The 16,667-nt window shown below is 72.7% G+C and carries 12 protein-coding genes and 2 tRNA genes; 11 read left to right on the forward strand and 3 right to left on the reverse strand.

The genetic code is table 11. The features are described 5' to 3' along the window. Positions 1-15 precede the first annotated feature (15 nt). From nadD to BMY61_RS22175, 5 genes are all read left to right on the forward strand, one after another. The gene (gene nadD, locus BMY61_RS22155; RefSeq protein WP_042444476.1) at positions 16-684 is read left to right on the forward strand and encodes a nicotinate-nucleotide adenylyltransferase; all 669 of its coding nucleotides are present in this window, start codon (positions 16-18) and stop codon (positions 682-684) included. Next, complete coding sequence (locus BMY61_RS22160; RefSeq protein ID WP_052438479.1) at positions 681-2,396, forward strand: LCP family protein; 1,716 nt, start codon at positions 681-683, stop codon at positions 2,394-2,396. Before nadD ends, BMY61_RS22160 begins: the two co-directional genes overlap by 4 nt. A 157-nt stretch (positions 2,397-2,553) precedes the next feature. After that, positions 2,554-3,039, forward strand: coding sequence for a ribosome silencing factor (rsfS, locus tag BMY61_RS22165; RefSeq protein WP_082014849.1), 486 nt, complete (start codon positions 2,554-2,556; stop codon positions 3,037-3,039). Beyond that, positions 3,036-3,683, forward strand: a complete 648-nt coding sequence (locus tag BMY61_RS22170; protein ID WP_042444799.1) for a histidine phosphatase family protein — start codon at positions 3,036-3,038, stop codon at positions 3,681-3,683. The genes rsfS and BMY61_RS22170 overlap by 4 nt, the downstream gene beginning before the upstream one ends. Before the next feature lie 97 nt (positions 3,684-3,780). Further along, positions 3,781-3,853, forward strand: a tRNA-Ala gene (locus BMY61_RS22175). 51 nt (positions 3,854-3,904) lie between these two features. Here the strand turns inward: BMY61_RS22175 and BMY61_RS22180 are convergent. After that, the gene (locus BMY61_RS22180) at positions 3,905-4,765 is read right to left on the reverse strand and encodes a helix-turn-helix transcriptional regulator (RefSeq protein WP_042444478.1); all 861 of its coding nucleotides are present in this window, start codon (positions 4,763-4,765) and stop codon (positions 3,905-3,907) included. Positions 4,766-4,874: 109 nt separating this feature from the next. Here BMY61_RS22180 and BMY61_RS22185 point away from each other — a divergent pair, with 109 nt between their 5' ends. Together BMY61_RS22185 and BMY61_RS22190 are read left to right on the forward strand one after the other, a co-directional pair. After that, positions 4,875-6,338: an MFS transporter gene (locus BMY61_RS22185; RefSeq protein ID WP_042444480.1), complete on the forward strand. Its 1,464-nt coding sequence runs from the start codon at positions 4,875-4,877 to the stop codon at positions 6,336-6,338. Between the two features lie 65 nt (positions 6,339-6,403). Then, positions 6,404-6,476: transfer RNA gene (locus BMY61_RS22190), tRNA-Ala, on the forward strand. Positions 6,477-6,562: 86 nt separating this feature from the next. Here the strand turns inward: BMY61_RS22190 and BMY61_RS22195 are convergent. Continuing rightward, positions 6,563-8,047 (reverse strand): NADH-quinone oxidoreductase subunit NuoF family protein, encoded by a 1,485-nt coding sequence (locus BMY61_RS22195; RefSeq protein WP_042444482.1) that lies wholly within the window; start codon positions 8,045-8,047, stop codon positions 6,563-6,565. Next, a complete protein-coding gene (locus tag BMY61_RS46390; protein WP_052438480.1) occupies positions 8,044-9,708 on the reverse strand; it encodes a hypothetical protein in 1,665 nt (554 codons plus the stop codon). Before BMY61_RS46390 ends, BMY61_RS22195 begins: the two co-directional genes overlap by 4 nt. Positions 9,709-10,005: 297 nt before the next feature. Between BMY61_RS46390 and BMY61_RS22205 the strand changes: the two genes are divergently transcribed. The 4 genes from BMY61_RS22205 to BMY61_RS22220 all read left to right on the forward strand — a co-directional run bounded on the left by BMY61_RS22205 (position 10,006) and on the right by BMY61_RS22220 (position 16,585). Continuing rightward, positions 10,006-11,994 (forward strand): S53 family peptidase, encoded by a 1,989-nt coding sequence (locus BMY61_RS22205; RefSeq protein ID WP_052438481.1) that lies wholly within the window; start codon positions 10,006-10,008, stop codon positions 11,992-11,994. A gap of 330 nt (positions 11,995-12,324) precedes the next feature. After that, positions 12,325-15,219 carry a leucine--tRNA ligase gene (gene leuS / locus BMY61_RS22210; protein WP_042444484.1) on the forward strand — a complete coding sequence of 965 codons (2,895 nt, stop codon included), beginning with the start codon at positions 12,325-12,327 and terminating at the stop codon, positions 15,217-15,219. An 83-nt stretch (positions 15,220-15,302) separates the two neighbouring features. Beyond that, positions 15,303-16,142 carry a DegV family protein gene (locus BMY61_RS22215; RefSeq protein ID WP_042444486.1) on the forward strand — a complete coding sequence of 280 codons (840 nt, stop codon included), beginning with the start codon at positions 15,303-15,305 and terminating at the stop codon, positions 16,140-16,142. Positions 16,143-16,240: 98 nt separating this feature from the next. Beyond that, positions 16,241-16,585 (forward strand): hypothetical protein, encoded by a 345-nt coding sequence (locus BMY61_RS22220; RefSeq protein ID WP_075004016.1) that lies wholly within the window; start codon positions 16,241-16,243, stop codon positions 16,583-16,585. Positions 16,586-16,667 lie beyond the last annotated feature (82 nt).

Consider the following 16,667-nt stretch of genomic DNA (forward strand, 5'->3'; position numbering starts at 1 on the left):
GTAGGGTGACCCGCTATGAGAGAGCATGCCGAGGCGTCGGCGGGTGTCGAGCCGCAGAAGAAGCGGCTCGGTGTCATGGGTGGCACCTTCGACCCGATCCACCACGGCCACCTGGTCGCGGCCAGCGAGGTCGCCAGCCTCTTCCACCTGGACGAGGTCGTCTTCGTGCCGACGGGCGAGCCGTGGCAGAAGAGCGGCCGGGTCGTCTCCGCCGCCGAGGACCGCTATCTGATGACGGTCATCGCCACCGCGGAGAACCCGCAGTTCTCGGTCAGTCGCATCGACATCGACCGCGAGGGCCCGACCTTCACGATCGACACGCTGCGTGATCTCCAGGCGATCCACCCGGACGCCGACCTGTTCTTCATCACCGGGGCGGACGCCCTGGAGCAGATCTTCTCCTGGCGCAAGGCCGAGCAGCTCTTCGATCTCGCGCACTTCATCGGAGTGACCAGGCCGGGGCACACGCTGACGGATCCGGGTCTGCCGCCCGGCGGTGCCACCCTGGTGGAGGTGCCCGCTCTGGCCATCTCCTCCACCGACTGCCGCGAGCGCGTCGCCCGCGGCGAGCCCGTCTGGTACCTGGTGCCGGACGGCGTGGTGCGCTACATCGACAAGCGCCACCTGTACGCGCCCGCGGCCTCGGCCGGGGCCCTCGACGGCACAGGGATAGGGACGTCGTGAGCGGATTCGAGCAGGCTTACCAGGACCCCTACACGGGTGAGTGGGTCTTCCCTTCGCAGACCCCGCACCAGCAGCAGGCGCAGCCCCCGCAGCCGTCGCAGCAGCAGTACGAGGCCTCGTACGAGCAGCAGCAGTACACCGGGTACCAGCAGGAGTACGACCCCTACGCGCCTGCCTACGACCCGTACGCTGCCTACCAGCAGCCGCTGCAGGACCCGTACCAGCAGCAGGCCGGCTACGAGCACCAGACCGGCTACGAGCAGCAGGCGTACCAGCAGCAGCCCCCGCAGTCCTTCTCGACGGCGTACCAGCCCCCGCCGTCGCAGCCCCAGTCGCAGCCCCAGCCCCAGTCGCAGTCGCAGGCCTATGCGGAGCCGGAGCCTGCGGCGGCGGAGCCCGCGGCCCGCATCCCGCGGCAGGAGCGGCCCGCTCCCAAGCCCGCTCCGGGGGCCGGACCGGCCGGTTCCGGCGGGAAGCGTCACTACAACGACGAGGAGTTCGAGTTCGTCGACGACGCGGAGGAGTCCACCGACGTCATCGACTGGGTCAAGTTCTCCGAGACCCGCGGTGAGCGCCGCGACGAGCGCAGGCGCAAGCTGCGCAGCCGGGCCGTCGCGCTGGCGGTGGTGGTCGTGCTGGCGGCCGGGGGGACCGCCGGTTACCTCTTCGCCACCGGCAAGATCGGCTCCGGCGCGTCGGCGACCGTCCCCGCCGCCGACAAGCGCGAGGTCATCGCGGTCCATCTGCACGACCTCAACAAGAACGTCTACAGCGCCCTGCTGATCTCCGAGCCCTCCCCGACCAAGGGCGTCACCCTGCTGCTCCCCGGCACGCTGGGCATCCCGTCGGACTCCGGCACCGGACTGCTGGCCCTGAACACCGCCGTCGACCAGGTCGGCGCGTACGGTACCCGGACCGGCATCAACAACCTGCTCGGCACCGACATCTCCGGCACCTGGAACATCCAGACGCCGTTCCTCCAGGACCTGATCGACATGCTCGGCGGCGTGAAGATCAACTCCGACGTCACGATCGCGGTCAACGGCAAGACGATGGTCACCGCCGGCCAGAACTCCCTCGTGAACGGCGCCGCGGCCATGGCCTTCGCCACCTACAAGGCCAAGGGCGAGAGCGACCAGACCCAGATGAACCGGTTCGGCGTCATGCTGCAGGCGCTCATCGCCGCCATGCCGACGGACCCCACCTCGGCCGCCTCGGACATCACCCACATGGGGGCGGTGTCCGACCCGTCCCTCTCCGACTCCACCCTCGGCGCACTGCTGGCCAAGCTCTCCGGCGACGCCCGCGGCGGCCAGTACTCGACGGAGACCCTGCCGGTGCTGGGCAACGGCACCCTGGGCTCCAGCGCGAGCGCGATGGTCAGCGGCCTGCTCGCGGGCAAGGTCAGCAACCAGGGCGGCCAGACGGCCGCGCGCATCCAGCTCGTCGACGCCACCGGCGGCAAGCCGAAGGCCGTCGACTACGCCTCGGCGGCGATGACCAACGCCGGCTACGTCCTGCTGCCCGGCGTCACCAAGGTGGCGAGCCGTGCCACCACGGTCATCGAGTACAACGACGCGTCCCGGCTCAAGGACGCCCAGGCGCTGGCGATGAACCTCGGCCTGCCGGTCTCCGTTGTGAAGAAGGTCACCTCGCCGCTCCCGGTGGACCTGCTGGTGACCCTCGGTCGTGACTACAAGGGAGCTCCCTGACCCGGTTCAGGCCGAGTTCGGGCCGTGATCGGGCCATGATCGGGTCGGATCGGGGCCGGGTTGGGCCCCTGTTCGGGCCGCGAGAGGAAAGGCTTTCGCGGCGCGTCGGCGGTTCGTGAGATCCTGTAGGTATCTGACCCTCGACGGAAAGCATGCTGTGACCGCAACTGACCGGGCCCTCGAACTCGTCGCCACGGCCGCCCAGGCCGCCGCGGACAAGCTGGCCCACAACATCATCGCCTTTGACGTCAGCGAGGTCCTGGCCATCACCGACGCCTTCGTGCTCGCCTCCGCGCCCAACGACCGCCAGGTCAAGGCCATCGCGGACGAGGTCGAGGAGCGGCTCGCCGGGGAGTGCGGGGCCAAGCCCGTTCGCCGCGAGGGCGAGCGTGAGGGCCGCTGGATCCTGCTCGACTACCTGGACATCGTCGTCCACGTCCAGCACTCCGAGGAGCGCGCCTACTACAGCCTGGAGCGGCTGTGGAAGGACTGCCCCGAGCTGGAGCTGCCGGAGGACGCCAAGGCCAGCCGCAAGCGCGCCGAGGAGGCCGCGGAGGTCGACGGCGTGCCCGTCGCGCAGCCGGCCGAGTTCGCCCACGTGGAGGCGGTCCTGGCCGCCGAGGCCGAGAAGGCCCGGCGCTGAGCGGCCAGGTCGGCGGACGCCGTGTCGTCTTCTGGCGGCACGGCCAGACGTCGTGGAACCTGGAGGGCCGCTTCCAGGGCTCCACGGACATCCCGCTGACGGAGACGGGCCTGGCCCAGGCACGCCGTGCGGCGCGTCTGCTGGCCTCGCTGAAGCCCGACGCCATCGTCTCGTCCGACCTGCAGCGTGCCTCTGACACGGCGCAGCAGCTCGCCGAGGTGACGGGTCTGCCGGTCAAGCACGACCCGGGCCTGCGGGAGACCTACGCCGGCACCTGGCAGGGCCTGACCAACACCGAGATCCAGGCCAAGTACGGCGAGGAGTACCGGCTCTGGAAGCAGGGCGAGCCGGTCCGCCGCGGCGGCGGCGAGCTGCACACCGAGGTGGCCGACCGGGCCGTCCCGGTGGTGCTCGACGCGATCTCCGCGTTGCCGGAGGAGGGCACGCTCGTCGTGGTCAGCCACGGCGGCACCATCCGCATGGCGATCGGCCGCATGCTCGACCTGCCCGCGCACAGCTGGGAGGCGCTCGGCGGCCTCTCCAACTGCTGCTGGTCGGTGCTGGGCCGCGGCTACCGCGGCTGGCGCCTGGAGGAGCACAACGCCGGCACCCTGCCGGAGCCGGTCATCGGCGACGACACCTGATCGGGGGGTCGGGCCGGATTTCGCAGTTCGGCCCCACTACCGCTAGAGTCTTCTTCGTTCGCAGGGCACGGAAGCGCCCGGGAACGAAGCAGGACAAGGGGCTGTAGCTCAGTTGGTAGAGCGCTTGCATGGCATGCAAGAGGTCCGGGGTTCAATTCCCCGTAGCTCCACAGAATGGAACCCCCCGGCTCCCGCCGGGGGGTTCCTGCGTTCCCGCGTGCTCAGTGCACGTGGTCGACGACCGCCAGGCCCGGGTTGGCCTGCAGGAACGAGACCCGCTCGCGGGTCTCGTCGTCGTTCGGGGTGTAGACCACCATGCGGGCCGTGGGCATGCCCAGCACCTGCAGATTGGTGGCCGTCATCCGCAGCTCGCCCACCGAACCGTGCCGGAACACCTTCAGCCGCGAGGAGTGCAGCGCCACGTCCTGCTGGGCCCAGAGTGTGGCGAAGTCGGCACTCACCGCGATCAGGTCGGCGATGAACGTCTCCCACTCCGGCTCGCCCAGGTGCTCGACGTAGTTGGAACGCAGCACCGCGACCATGCGGGGCAGCTCCTCGTCCCGGTTGACGAAGGCGCTGCAGCACTGCGGCACCACGGCCGCCGCCCACAGCGAGTTGCGCCGGTAGGTGTCCGAGAGCGTGGCCCCCGGGAAGATCGTCTCGTAGCTCGCGTTCCAGCGCAGGATGTCGTAACGGGCGCTGCTGATCGCCGCGGGCAGCGGGTCCAGCGCGTCCAGGATCGACTGCACCTGCGGCTGGGTGGCGCACTCCATGGAATCCGGCACGGCGGGACGCAGGCCGGCCAGCCGCAGCAGGTGCGCCTGCTCGGCGAGGTCCAGCTGCAGCGTCCTGGCGATCGCCTGCAGCACCTGCTCGCTGGCGTTGATCGGCCGCCCCTGCTCCAGCCACGTGTACCAGGTCACCCCGACACCGGCGAGCTGTGCCACCTCCTCGCGGCGCAGGCCCGGCGTCCGCCGCCGCAGGCCCGGCGCCAGGCCCACCTGCTCCGGGGTCACCCGCGCGCGGCGGGTCTTGAGGAACTCCGCGAGCTGGGCACGGCGATCGGTCGCGACGGTCGTCATGCCCCTATCGTGCCCGACGGGACCGACAGTTCGCGGGCCGACGGGTACCCCCGGTACCAGCATCAAGGGGCTCTCTCCACGACCGTCGCGCGGCCGCGACGCTTGATCCATGACGATCACTCAGCCTGAGCGCGTCGCGACCCGGACCGACCGGGCCGCTGACGTTTCCGCCCGCACCTCTGCCGCGGCCCGTCCGGGCCTGCTGCTCGGACTCGTCCTCACCGGCCAGTTCATGGCCCTGCTCGACGTCACCATCGTCAACGTCGCCGTCCCCGGCATGCGCGTCGACCTGCACGCCGGCGGTGCCGCGCTGCAGCTGGTCGTCGCCGGCTACGGGATCGCCTACGCGGTCCTGCTGATCACCGGCGCCCGCCTCGGCGAGCGCCACGGCTTCACCCGGCTCTTCCTCGGCGGGCTGGCCCTGTTCACCGCCGCCTCCCTGGCCTGCGGCCTCGCCCCCGGCGTCGGCGCGCTGATCGGCTTCCGGCTGCTGCAGGGGCTCGGCGCCGCGCTGATGGTGCCGCAGGTGATGAGCCTGATCCAGCGCACCTTCACCGGCCCGGCGCGGGTGCGGGCGCTGGGCGTCTACTCGGCGGTGCTGGCCGTCGGCGGTGTGACCGGCCAGGTCGTGGGCGGCGCGCTGGTCAGCGCGAACCTCTTCGGCTGGGGCTGGCGTCCGGTGTTCCTGGTCAACGTCCCCATCGGCGTGGCCCTGCTGGTGGCCGGGGCACGGCTGCTGCCCTCCGTCGCGGGGGAGCGGACGCGGCAGTTGGACCTACGCGGCATGCTGCTGCTCGCGGCCGCGATCGGCAGCCTGGTGATCCCGCTGGTGCTCGGCCACGACGAGAACTGGCCGCTCTGGTGCTGGGCGCTGCTCGGTGCGAGCGTCGCGCTGTTCACGGCCTTCGTCCTCGTCGAGCGCGGCCTCGCCCGCTCCGGCGGCCACCCGCTGATCCACAGCCGCGTGCTCCGGGCCCCCGGCCTGGTGCCCGCCGCGGCCGCGATGTTCCTGGTGATGACCGGCGTCGCCGGGTTCTCCTTCTCCCTGGCCATGCACCTGCAGGCGGGCCTCGGCGTGAGCGCGCTGCGCAGTGGGCTCACCGTCGCCCCGACGATGCTGGGCTTCGGCGCGGCCGGCCTGTGGTGGCAGCGCCTCCCGCAGCGCCTGCACGGAGGGCTCCCCCAGTTCGCCCTGGTCGCCGCCGCGTCGGCCTTCGCCGCGGTCGCCCTGCTGGCCCGCGACGGCGCCGCGGTCTCCTGGTCGGAGCGCGCCGCGCTCCTCGCCATCGGCATCGCGGGCGGCTGCGCCTATAGCCCCCTCTTCGCCCGCGCGCTCGGGTGCGTCGCACCGGAGCACGCGGCGGACGCCAGCGGTGTCATGGTGACCGTCCTTCAGCTGGGCCAGGTCGTGGGCGTCGCCGCCCTCGGCACGCTCTTCCTCTCCCAGGTCCACTACCCCGGCGCGACGCCGGCGAGCTCGGGCACGGCCCTCGCGATCACGCTCGGCGCGGTGGCCGCGCTGATGCTGGGCGCGGCCGTGCTGGTCAGGCCCGTACGGGGCGGTTCCCGCTGAGGGAAACGGATTGGTGGGCGGCCTCGTGGAACGTGTACAGTTAGGGACGTCGCCGCGAGGCGCACGGGGCTGTAGCTCAGTTGGTAGAGCGCTTGCATGGCATGCAAGAGGTCCGGGGTTCAATTCCCCGTAGCTCCACAGCAGGTCCGAGGGCCGGTATCCACCACGGATACCGGCCCTCGGCTTTTTTCACGGACCCAAGGTTGCACGACGCCCTTGGAGGGCTACGCCCTCGGGAGGCGCAGGGCCAGCGCCGGGCAGCCCGCCACTGCTCTGCGGGCCTGGGACTCCTGCCAGGGGGCGATCGGGGCGTCCGTGCGGAACACGGGGTAGCCGTGGGGGTCGAGGGTGAGCAGGTCCGGGGCGAGGGACGCGCACAGGCCGTGGGCGTCACAGCGGGACCAGTCCAGGGTGAGCCGGGTGCCCGCGGGTTCCGGCAGGGGGAGGCTGGTGCCCGGGCGCCGACCGCAGCCCCCGTGCTGCTGGTGCGCGGTGACCTCGTCCGCGAACGCGGTCAGTCCGGACAGGACGAAGCGCGCCGTGCCGTCGGGGTGGGCGCAGGCGCCGCGTCCGCGGCCCTGGGCCGCCGCGTGGCGGACCTCCTCGGGGCTGCCGCTCCCGCGCGTCAATGCGGCCAGCGCTGCCGCCGTCTCGGGCAGGCCGCGCCTGCACGGGCCGCACTGGCCCACGGACTCGCCGGCCAGCCAACCCGCGACACGGGTCAGCTCGCCCAGCGCGCACACGCCCTGCGGCAGCACGGCGACGCTCGCCGCGCCCAGCACGCCCCCGGCGGCGGTGAGGCCGGCCCGGGAGAGAGCGGTGCGCTCGGCGACCTCGGGCCGCAGCCACCCGCCGTGGTAGCCGCCGACCAGCACGCCCGCCCCCGGGTCGACGCCGCAGGCGTCCAGCACGATGCCGAGCGGGGCCCCGGCGGGGATCTCCACCACGACGGGTGCCCGACCGCCGGCCCGGTTCACGGTGACCAGCAGCGTGCCCGACTCCTCGGGCGTGCCGACGACGGCGTAGCCGTCCGCGCCGAGCCGGACGAGCAGGGCGAGCTGGGCCCATGTCTCGGCGTTGCACAGCAGCGTCGGTCGTCCGCGCACTCCGCCGCGCCCGCCCTCGGCGGCCCGGACGGGCCGCGTCGACGGGACGGCGTCACGGCCGTTGACGGCGCGGACGAGCGCGCCGGACTCGCCGGAGACGAAGCGCTCGGGCACGCAGACCGTCCGCGTCGGCACCTGGTCGCGGCGGGCGCGCGCCCGTTCGTCGAGCGCGGCGGGCACGGAGAGCTCGCCCGGGCTGCCCGCCGCGACCGCGACGACCACCTCGGCGGCGCCGAACGCCGCGGCGGCGAGGGACACGCCGTCCAGCACCAGGTGCGGGGTGCGGGTGAGCAGCGTCGCGTCCTTGACGCTCGGCGGCTCGCCCTCGGTGGCGTTGACCACGAGGACGGGCGCCTGCCCGCCGCGCTGCGTCGCGGCGAGCGCGGCGTGCGCCTTGCGTGCGAACGGGAAGGCCGCGCCGCCGCGTCCGCGCAGGTCCACCCGCTCGGCGAGGGCGAGCAGCGCCTCCTGGGAGACGCGCGGCAGCGGGCCGTGGGTCCGCTCGTGGGCGGCCAGGTCCAGCCGCTCCCAGCGGTCCAGCCCGGCACTGAGCCGAGCCGGCCCCAGCCGCCGCACCTCCGTCACCGCGAGCCCGGCACTCATCCGACCACGCCTCCGGCCGCCGGGGCGTCCCAGGTGAGCGGACCCCACTCACCCGACGGCCAGTCAGCCCACCCACCCGGCATCGCGCCCGGCTGCGGCGTCCAGCCAGGACCGGGGACCTGGCTCGCTCCGTCCCACCCGGAGGTGCCGTACCAGCCCGTGGGTATCTGGCCGGTGGCGTGCTCCCACCCGGCCGGGCCGCCGCTGCCCGGCCCGGGGACCTGACCCGCTGCGTTCCACCCGCCGATGCCGTACCAGCCCGTGGGTATCTGGCCGGTGGCGTGTTCCCATCCGACCGCGCCGTCGCCGCCCGGCACCGGGACCTGGCCGGTGGCCTGCTCCCAGGTGGGAGCCGCGGCAGGCTGGTACCCACCGGCCGCAGCCCCGGCCGCGGCGGGCGCCTCGGCTCCGGTCCGGGCGTGGGCGCCCACGGGCCTGCCGGCACCTGCGGCGTGACGCCCCCGAGGCGCTTCGAGGTCGGCGGGCGCGCCCTGCCCGGACCAGTCCTCGTGTCCGGTCCAGTCCCGGTGTCCGGCCCCGCCCCCGTGGCCACCACCGCTCCACGCCGCGCCGGCTGTCGGGCCGGTCGGGGCTGCGCCCGCCCAGGCGCCGAGCGGTCCGGCCGTGGCGGGCCTGCCTGCTGCCCGGGCGCGGTGGGCGCCCTGGACGGGGATGCCCGGGTTGTTCGCGAACGCGCCGTGCACGGGGACGCCGTGGGGCGGGGTGTCGGCGAGGCGGGGATGTTCGCGGGGGCGGTCGGGTGAGGTGGCGGCGGCAGCCGGGACGTGCTCCCGTGTCTCCGCGTGCTCCCGGGCCTCCGCGCGGGTGGCGCGGGTGGCGTAGGGGACGGGTTCGTGTTCGCGCGAGAGCGCGCCCAGTTCGGCGAGCGCCACGCGCGAGGGGCGGCGGGCGCGGTAGGCGCGGGCCCGGCCGGCCCGGCCACTGCTCGCGAGGCGGTCCAACAGGCCGAGGGCCCGGATCAGGAGGGCGAGGGCGACCAGCGCACCGCAGACGCCGTAGCTCCACAGGACCCAGACCGCCGCCGCTCGCCCGGCGGTGAGGCCGTGGGCGAGCGCGATGGGCCAGCAGGCGTACGCGGAGGCGTGCAGGACCCGCCACAGCCCGGGGCGGCGCGCGTCGGCGAACCGACCGCGCACCGCGCCCGTCGCGGCGGCGAGGACGAGCAGGTCCGCCGCCAGCGTGCCGAGGCCGACGGCGAACGTGGCCCCTCCGCCGAAGGGCAGCAGCGCGGTCAGCGGGCTCGCGTCGTGCTCGGCGATCTTGACGCCGATGTGCGTGGCGAGGAACCCGAGTGCCGCGACGGAGGTCGCGCGGTGCACCGACTGGGCGGCGACCCGTAGGCGCGGCGTGAGGACGAGCCGGTCGGTCGCGGCCAGCCCGCAGAGCACCGCCGCGGTCAGGGACAGGAGCGTGAAGACGCCCGCGAAGTAGTCGAGGAAGGCGAGCAGGCGTTCCGCCGTGCCGCTGAGCACCTGCGGCGCGTGGCCGCCGGACACGAGCGCGCGGACGGCGGTGGCGGCGATGGTGACCGCCGCGCAGACCGCGAGCAGGAAGAGGGGGAACGGGGGGAGCGCGGGCAGTAAACCTCCGCGGGAGCCGCGGCGGCCGCGGACTCCTCCTCGTGGCTGTCGCATCGTCATCTCAGGGGCCTCCGACCAGTCGTGAGCCTGATGAGCCGTGATGGGTTCGTGATGTTACCGAGACGTTCGGACAGCGGAAGGGGGTCTGATGATTCGTTCGAAAATGTGCACACTTCCGCCGCGAATGGCGCACGACTCACGCACACACGCTCGAACAGAACAACAACCCGAACTGATGAATAATCAGCCAATCATCGGAGCGAGCGGCTGCATCCCTGCTCCGAGCCTCCCCCCGCTGCGCATCCTTCCGTCGATCGCGTACCGACACGGCGCGCAGACGAGAGAGGTGTTCCTTCCATGCGTCCCACCAGGAGGCTCCTGGCCCTGACGGCGTCCCTGCTGTGCGCCGGGATCACGGCCGCCGCCGCGCTCCCCAGCGCGGCCGCGGCCGACCGGACCAGGCCGGACCGCGTCCCCCTCCCCGGCACGGCACCCGTCTGGACCGCGGAGCAGCTCGACCAGGGAGTCGTGCCCGGCACGTCCCGGGTCGAGGCCCGCGTCTACCTCGCCGGACGGGCCGGCCGCGCCCTCGCAGCCGAGGCCAAGGCCGTCTCCGATCCCCACTCCCGCTCGTACCGACACTTCCTGACGCCTGAGCAGATCCGCGCGCGCTTCGCCCCGTCCCAGGCGCAGATCGACGCGGTCACGGCCTGGCTGACCGGCGCCGGCTTCCGGGTGGTCGGCGGCAACAGCCACTACCTCACCGTCGCTGGTGACGCCTCCGCTGCCACCCGTGCCTTCGGCGCCCACCTGCACGCCTACCGCAAGGGCGGTCATGTCTACACCGCGCCGGACGGGCTGACCACGGTGCCGGCCTCGGTCGCCGACGACGTCCTCTCCGTCACCGGCCTCGACTCGGCGCCGCACCAGGCCCACCACGACGACACCCTGCCGGGCCCCGGCAGCGCCTTCGTCAACGCGCCGCCGATGTCCGACTACTACGGCGCGCAGTCCGCCACCACAGTGCCCAAGGCCTACGGCCGGGTGATGCCGTACGTGGTCAGGGGCTACACCGGCAAGCAGCTGCGCGCCGCCTACGGCGCCACCGCGACCGGTCTCACCGGGGCGGGCGTGAAGATCGCCGTTGTCGACGCCTACGACTCGCCGACCCTGCTGAGCGACCTCTCCCAGTACGCGACCGCGCACGGCGACGCCCCCTACGTCGCCGGCCAGCTCACCCGCGTCGACGCCACCACCTGGACCCACACCGCGGACCCCTCGATGAGCGCCCCCGACGGCTGCGGCGCCTCCGGCTGGTACGGGGAGCAGACGCTCGACCTGGAGGCCGTGCACGCGATGGCCCCCGCCGCGAACCTCACCTACATCGGCGCAGCCTCCTGCGGTGACGCCGACCTGGTCGACGCGCTGAACAAGGTCAACGACGGCCACCTGGCGGACATCGTCAGCGACAGCTGGGGCGAGCCGGAGCTCGGCAGCGACCCGGCGATGGACCCGGTCTACGACAAGATCTTCATGACCGGCGCGGCCGAGGGCATCGGCTACTACTTCTCCAGCGGCGACGGCGGCGACGAGAAGGCCGCGACCGGCGCGAAGCAGACCGACATGCCCGCCTCCCTGCCCTGGGTGACCGCCGTCGGCGGCACGTCCCTCGCCGTCGGCGCGGACGGGCAGTACCTCTTCGAGACCGGCTGGGGCACGGACAAGTCGCTGCTGAACTCCTCCGGTACCTCGTGGTCCTCTCTGCCCGGCGCGTTCGTGGCCGGCGCGGGCGGCGGGACGAGTGCGCGGGTCGCGCAGCCGTCCTACCAGAAGGGGATCGTCCCCGGCGCGCTCTCCCTGGTCGCCGGCAACGCGCACCGTGTGGTCCCGGACATTGCCGCGGTCGCGGACTCCAGCACCGGCTTCCTGATGGGCCAGACCCAGACGTTCCCCGACGGCACCACGAAGTACAGCGAGTACCGCATCGGCGGGACGAGCCTCGCCTCCCCGGTGATCGCCGGAATCCAGGCGCTGGCCCAGCAGGAAGCGGGCGGGCCGCTGGGGTTCGCGAACCCGGCGATCTACGAGCGGTACGGCACCCAGGCGCTGCACGACGTCACGGACTCCCCGTACGGCAAGAACGTCCAGCTGGCGGAGGTCCGACTGGACTACAGCAACAGCGTCGACGCCTCCGGCGGCACGGTCACCTCCCTGCGCACCCTCGGCCGCGACTCGTCGCTGCACGCGACGCAGGGCTACGACGACGTCACCGGCGTCGGCACCCCGTCCGCGGGCTACATCCCCTCCTACGGACCTCTCGGCGGAGCCCCCGCCTCGGCCCGCTAGGGCCGACAGGGGCGCGGGGAACGGCGCGAGAAACCCACCGCAGGCGGATGGCCCTGTCCGCTCGGGATCTCAATGACCTGGGTGGCTTGTCGCGCAGTTCCCCGCGTCCCTGGACGGTGCAACTCCTGCGGAAGCCCAAAGTGACCGCCTGCTACCCTTGCGCCATGCGAACTGCGCGCCTGCTCCTTAGCCGGCCGCGCTGACAAGGACCGGCCCGTTCGGAAGCGACGTTGGCCGGAGTCAGCGTGGCGACCCCTCATGGACGAGGGGTTTTTTCGTTTTCCGGCACGCATCACCCTTCCGAGCTGGCACCCCTGGAGTCTGAGGACGATGAGCGAGAGCACCTCCGAGGCGGCTGCGGCCGCTCCGTACCGGTACACCCACGCCCTGGCGGCGCAGATCGAGGCCCGTTGGCAGGACCGCTGGGAGAAGGACGGCGTCTTCGCCGCCCCGAACCCGGTCGGGCCGCTGGCGGATGCCGCCGACGCCGACGCGGCCTCGCGTCCGCACGCGTTCATCATGGACATGTTCCCGTACCCGTCCGGCGCGGGCCTGCACGTGGGGCACCCGCTGGGGTACATCGCGACCGACGTGTACGCCCGTCACCTGCGGATGACCGGGCACAACGTGCTGCACACCATGGGCTTCGACGCCTTCGGCCTGCCGGCCGAGCAGTACGCGGTGCAGACCGGCACCCACCCGCGGGTGACCACCGAGGCGAACATCGCCAAGTACCGGGAGCAGCTGCGCAGCCTGGGCCTGGGCCACGACCTGCGGCGCTCGATCTCCACGATCGACCCGTCGTACTACAAGTGGACCCAGTGGATCTTCCTGCAGATCTTCAACTCCTGGTACGACCCGGAGGCGCAGGCCGCCCGTCCGATCGCCGAGCTGGTCGAGAAGTTCGCCTCCGGCGCCGTGCAGACTCCGGACGGCCGCGCCTGGTCCGCGCTGACGCCCGCCGAGCGGGACGAGCTGCTGGGTGAGTACCGCCTGGCCTTCGTCAAGCAGGCCCCGGTCAACTGGTGCCCGGGCCTGGGCACCGTGCTGGCCAACGAGGAGGTCACCGCCGACGGTCGCTCCGAGCGCGGCAACTTCCCCGTCTTCAAGGCCAACCTGCGGCAGTGGATGATGCGGATCACCGCCTACGCGGACCGCCTGATCGACGACCTGGACCTGCTGGACTGGCCCGAGGCCATCAAGCTGCAGCAGCGCAACTGGATCGGCCGCTCCGAGGGCGCCAAGGTCGACTTCAAGGTCCACACCACCGAGGCGGGCGACGGCGACGCCGCCATCACCGTCTTCACCACCCGCCCGGACACGCTGTTCGGCGCCACCTACATGGTGCTGGCGCCCGAGCACGAGCTGGTCGAGTCGATCGTCCCGGCCGCCTGGCCGACCGCCGATGGCGACCTGCCGGTCGAGTGGACCGGTGGCTACGCCACGCCCACCGAGGCCGTCGACGCCTACCGCCGTCAGGCCGCCGCCAAGTCCGACGTGGAGCGCCAGGCCGACGCCAAGACCAAGACCGGTGTCTTCACCGGCTCCTACGCGGTCAACCCGGTCAGCGGCGAGCTGGTCCCGGTCTTCATCGCCGACTACGTGCTGATGGGCTACGGCACCGGCGCGATCATGGCCGTCCCGGCGCACGACAGCCGCGACTTCGCCTTCGCGCGGGCGTTCCGGCTGCCGATGCGCTGCGTCGTCCAGCCGTCCGACGACCGCGGCACCGACCCGTCGACGTGGGACGACTCGTTCGACTCCTACGACGCCGCCATCGTCAACTCGAAGAACGACTTCATCTCGCTGGACGGTCTGGGCGTCGTCGACGCCAAGAAGGCCATCACCGACTGGCTGGCCACCCAGGGCATCGGCGCGGGCACCGTCAACTACAAGCTGCGCGACTGGCTGTTCAGCCGTCAGCGCTACTGGGGCGAGCCGTTCCCGATCGTCTACGACGAGGACGGCGTCGCGCACCCGCTGCCCGCCTCGATGCTGCCGGTCGAGCTGCCCGAGATCGAGGACTACTCGCCGCGCACCTTCGACCCGGACGACGCGGACACCAAGCCCGAGACGCCGCTGTCGCGCGCCGAGGACTGGGTCAGCGTCACCCTGGACCTGGGCGACGGGCCCAAGCAGTACCGCCGCGAGACCAACACCATGCCCAACTGGGCCGGTTCGTGCTGGTACGAGCTGCGCTACGTGGACCCGGAGGACGACACCGAGGTCGTCAACCCGGTCAACGAGGCCTACTGGATGGGCCCGACCGAGGTGAAGAAGGCCGGCGGCGCCGACCTGTACGTCGGTGGCGCCGAGCACGCCGTGCTGCACCTGCTGTACGCGCGCTTCTGGCACAAGGTGCTGTTCGACCTGGGCCACGTCAGCTCCTGCGAGCCGTTCCACAAGCTGTTCAACCAGGGCATGATCCAGGCCTACGTCTACCGCGACGAGCGCGGCTTCCCGGTCCCGGCCGCGGAGACCGAGGAGCGCGACGGCGTCTGGTACTTCGAGGGCAAGCCGGTCAGCCGCGAGATCGGCAAGATCGGCAAGTCGCTGAAGAACGTGGTGGCGCCGGAGGAGGTCACCGGCGAGTACAGCGTCGACACGCTGCGCCTGTACGAGATGGCGATGGGCCCGCTGGACGTCTCCCGTCCGTGGGACACCCGCGCCGTCGTCGGCTCCTTCCGCTTCCTGCAGCGCCTGTGGCGCACGGTCGTGGACGAGGAGACCGGCGAGGTCGTCGTCACCGACGAGACGCCGGACGAGGAGACGCTGCGCGCGCTGAACAAGGCGATCGACGGCGTCCGCACGGACATGCTGAACCTGCGGTTCAACACGGCGGTCGCCAAGGCCACCGAGCTGAACAACTTCCTGGTCAAGCGCGGCTCCACGCCGCGGGCCGTGGCCGAGCAGGCGGTGCTGCTGGTCGCCCCGCTGGCCCCGCACATCGCCGAGGAGCTGTGGGAGAAGCTGGGCCACGAGGAGTCGCTGGTCCACGCCCAGCTGCCCGAGGCCGACCCGGCCTACCTGGTGGAGGACTCGGTCACCTGCGTCGTCCAGATCAAGGGCAAGGTCAAGGCCCGCCTGGAGGTGCCGCCGGCCATCGGTGACGCCGAGCTGGAGACGCTGGCCCTGGCCGACCCGGCGGTCGTGGCCGCGCTGGGCGGCGCCGAGGTGCGCAAGGTCATCGTCCGCGCGCCGAAGCTGGTCAACATCGTCGTCTGATCCTCCGAGATGTTCGACAACTGATACCGGAAGGGACGGGTCCGCCTGTCCCTTCCGGTCTTCCGGCGGGTAACCTCCAGGCCATGTCCGTCGCCATCCTCACCGACTCCACCGCGTACCTTCCGGAGGAGGAGGTGGCCCGCCACGGGATCTCCGTCGTCCCGCTCAGCGTGGTCATCGGCGACCAGGCCCTCGCCGAGGGCACCGAGATCTCCCCGGCCGAGGTCGCCGCCGCGCTGCAGCGCAGGGCACCGGTCACCACCTCCCGTCCCAACCCCGAGGCCTTCGCCGAGGCGTACCGGGCCGCGGCCGAGGCGGGCGCGAGCGAGGTCGTCTCACTGCACCTGTCCGCCGCCCTCTCCGGCACCTACGAGGCCGCGCTGCTCGCCGCCGAGGAGGCACCGCTGCCGGTGCGCGTCGTCGACACCCGTATGGTTGGCATGGCGCTCGGCTACTGCGTCCTCGCCGCCGCCGAGGCCGCCCGCGACGGTGGCACCGCGGACCAGGCCGTCGAGGCCGCGACCGCCCGGGCCAAGGGCACGGCCGGTCTCTTCTACGTCGACACCCTGGAGTACCTGCGCCGGGGCGGTCGCATCGGCGCCGCCCGCGCCATGCTCGGCTCCGCACTCGCGGTCAAGCCGCTGCTGCACCTGGCCGACGGTCAGATCCAGCCGCTGGAGAAGGTCCGCACCTCCAGTCGCGCCATCGCCCGGCTGGAGGAGCTGGCCGTCGCCCACGCCGGCGGCGACGAGGTCGACCTGGCGGTCCACCACCTCGCCGCCCCCGACCGCGCGGAGGCCCTGGCCGCCCGGCTGCGCGAGCAGGTACCGCACCTGGGCGAACTGGTCGTCTCCGAGGTCGGCGCGGTCATCGGCGCGCACGTGGGGCCGGGCCTGCTCGCGGTCGTCGTCTCGCCGCGCTGAACCCGTTTCCCCGGTCCGTGTACGACATGGATTGACGCGCCCGCACGCGGGCATCCTCCGAGCATCAGGCGCACCAGGGGCACCGGGAGGAGAACGCCATGGCCCACGCCTGCCCCAGCTGCGGGATGGCCGAACAGGTCGTCAAACTCGACCACTTCTATCTGGCCCTGCCCGACGGCAGCGGCCTCAAGTCCTCGTTCGCGCCGCCGGCGACGCGCGCCTCGAGCTACGGGGTGCCGCTCGTCGTCGCCGCCGTCGGGGCGTTCTTCGTGATCGACGGCGCCGTGGTGCTGGGCCTGCTGCTCCTGCTGGTCGCCGCGGTGCTCGCGATGGTCGTCTCGCGCGGTGTCGACGAGGCCCGCCGGGCCCGTGCGCACTGGGAGCGGCAGATGTTCTGCCGCCACTGCGCGATCCGTTTCGTGCCGGAGGAGCCCGGCGGGTAACTCGCGCGAGTGAGCCGGTTCTCCACAGACGCAGGTTTTCCACAGGCCGTCAGTTCGTCCGGGACGCCTGTGTGTGCGGGCT

The organism is Streptacidiphilus jiangxiensis (assembly GCF_900109465.1).
In the GTDB taxonomy this organism is placed as follows: domain Bacteria; phylum Actinomycetota; class Actinomycetes; order Streptomycetales; family Streptomycetaceae; genus Streptacidiphilus; species Streptacidiphilus jiangxiensis.

Excerpts from the sequence above, each read along its gene's own strand:
- BMY61_RS22205 (WP_052438481.1), top strand. The coding sequence starts at position 10,006 with ATGCGTCCCACCAGGAGGCTCCTGGCCCTGACGGCGTCCCTGCTGTGC.
- BMY61_RS46390 (WP_052438480.1), bottom strand. The coding sequence starts at position 9,708 with ATGACGATGCGACAGCCACGAGGAGGAGTCCGCGGCCGCCGCGGCTCC.
- BMY61_RS22220 (WP_075004016.1), top strand. The coding sequence starts at position 16,241 with ATGGCCCACGCCTGCCCCAGCTGCGGGATGGCCGAACAGGTCGTCAAA.
- leuS (WP_042444484.1), top strand. The coding sequence starts at position 12,325 with ATGAGCGAGAGCACCTCCGAGGCGGCTGCGGCCGCTCCGTACCGGTAC.
- BMY61_RS22180 (WP_042444478.1), bottom strand. The coding sequence starts at position 4,765 with ATGACGACCGTCGCGACCGATCGCCGTGCCCAGCTCGCGGAGTTCCTC.
- nadD (WP_042444476.1), top strand. The coding sequence starts at position 16 with ATGAGAGAGCATGCCGAGGCGTCGGCGGGTGTCGAGCCGCAGAAGAAG.
- BMY61_RS22195 (WP_042444482.1), bottom strand. The coding sequence starts at position 8,047 with ATGAGTGCCGGGCTCGCGGTGACGGAGGTGCGGCGGCTGGGGCCGGCT.
- BMY61_RS22185 (WP_042444480.1), top strand. The coding sequence starts at position 4,875 with ATGACGATCACTCAGCCTGAGCGCGTCGCGACCCGGACCGACCGGGCC.
- BMY61_RS22215 (WP_042444486.1), top strand. The coding sequence starts at position 15,303 with ATGTCCGTCGCCATCCTCACCGACTCCACCGCGTACCTTCCGGAGGAG.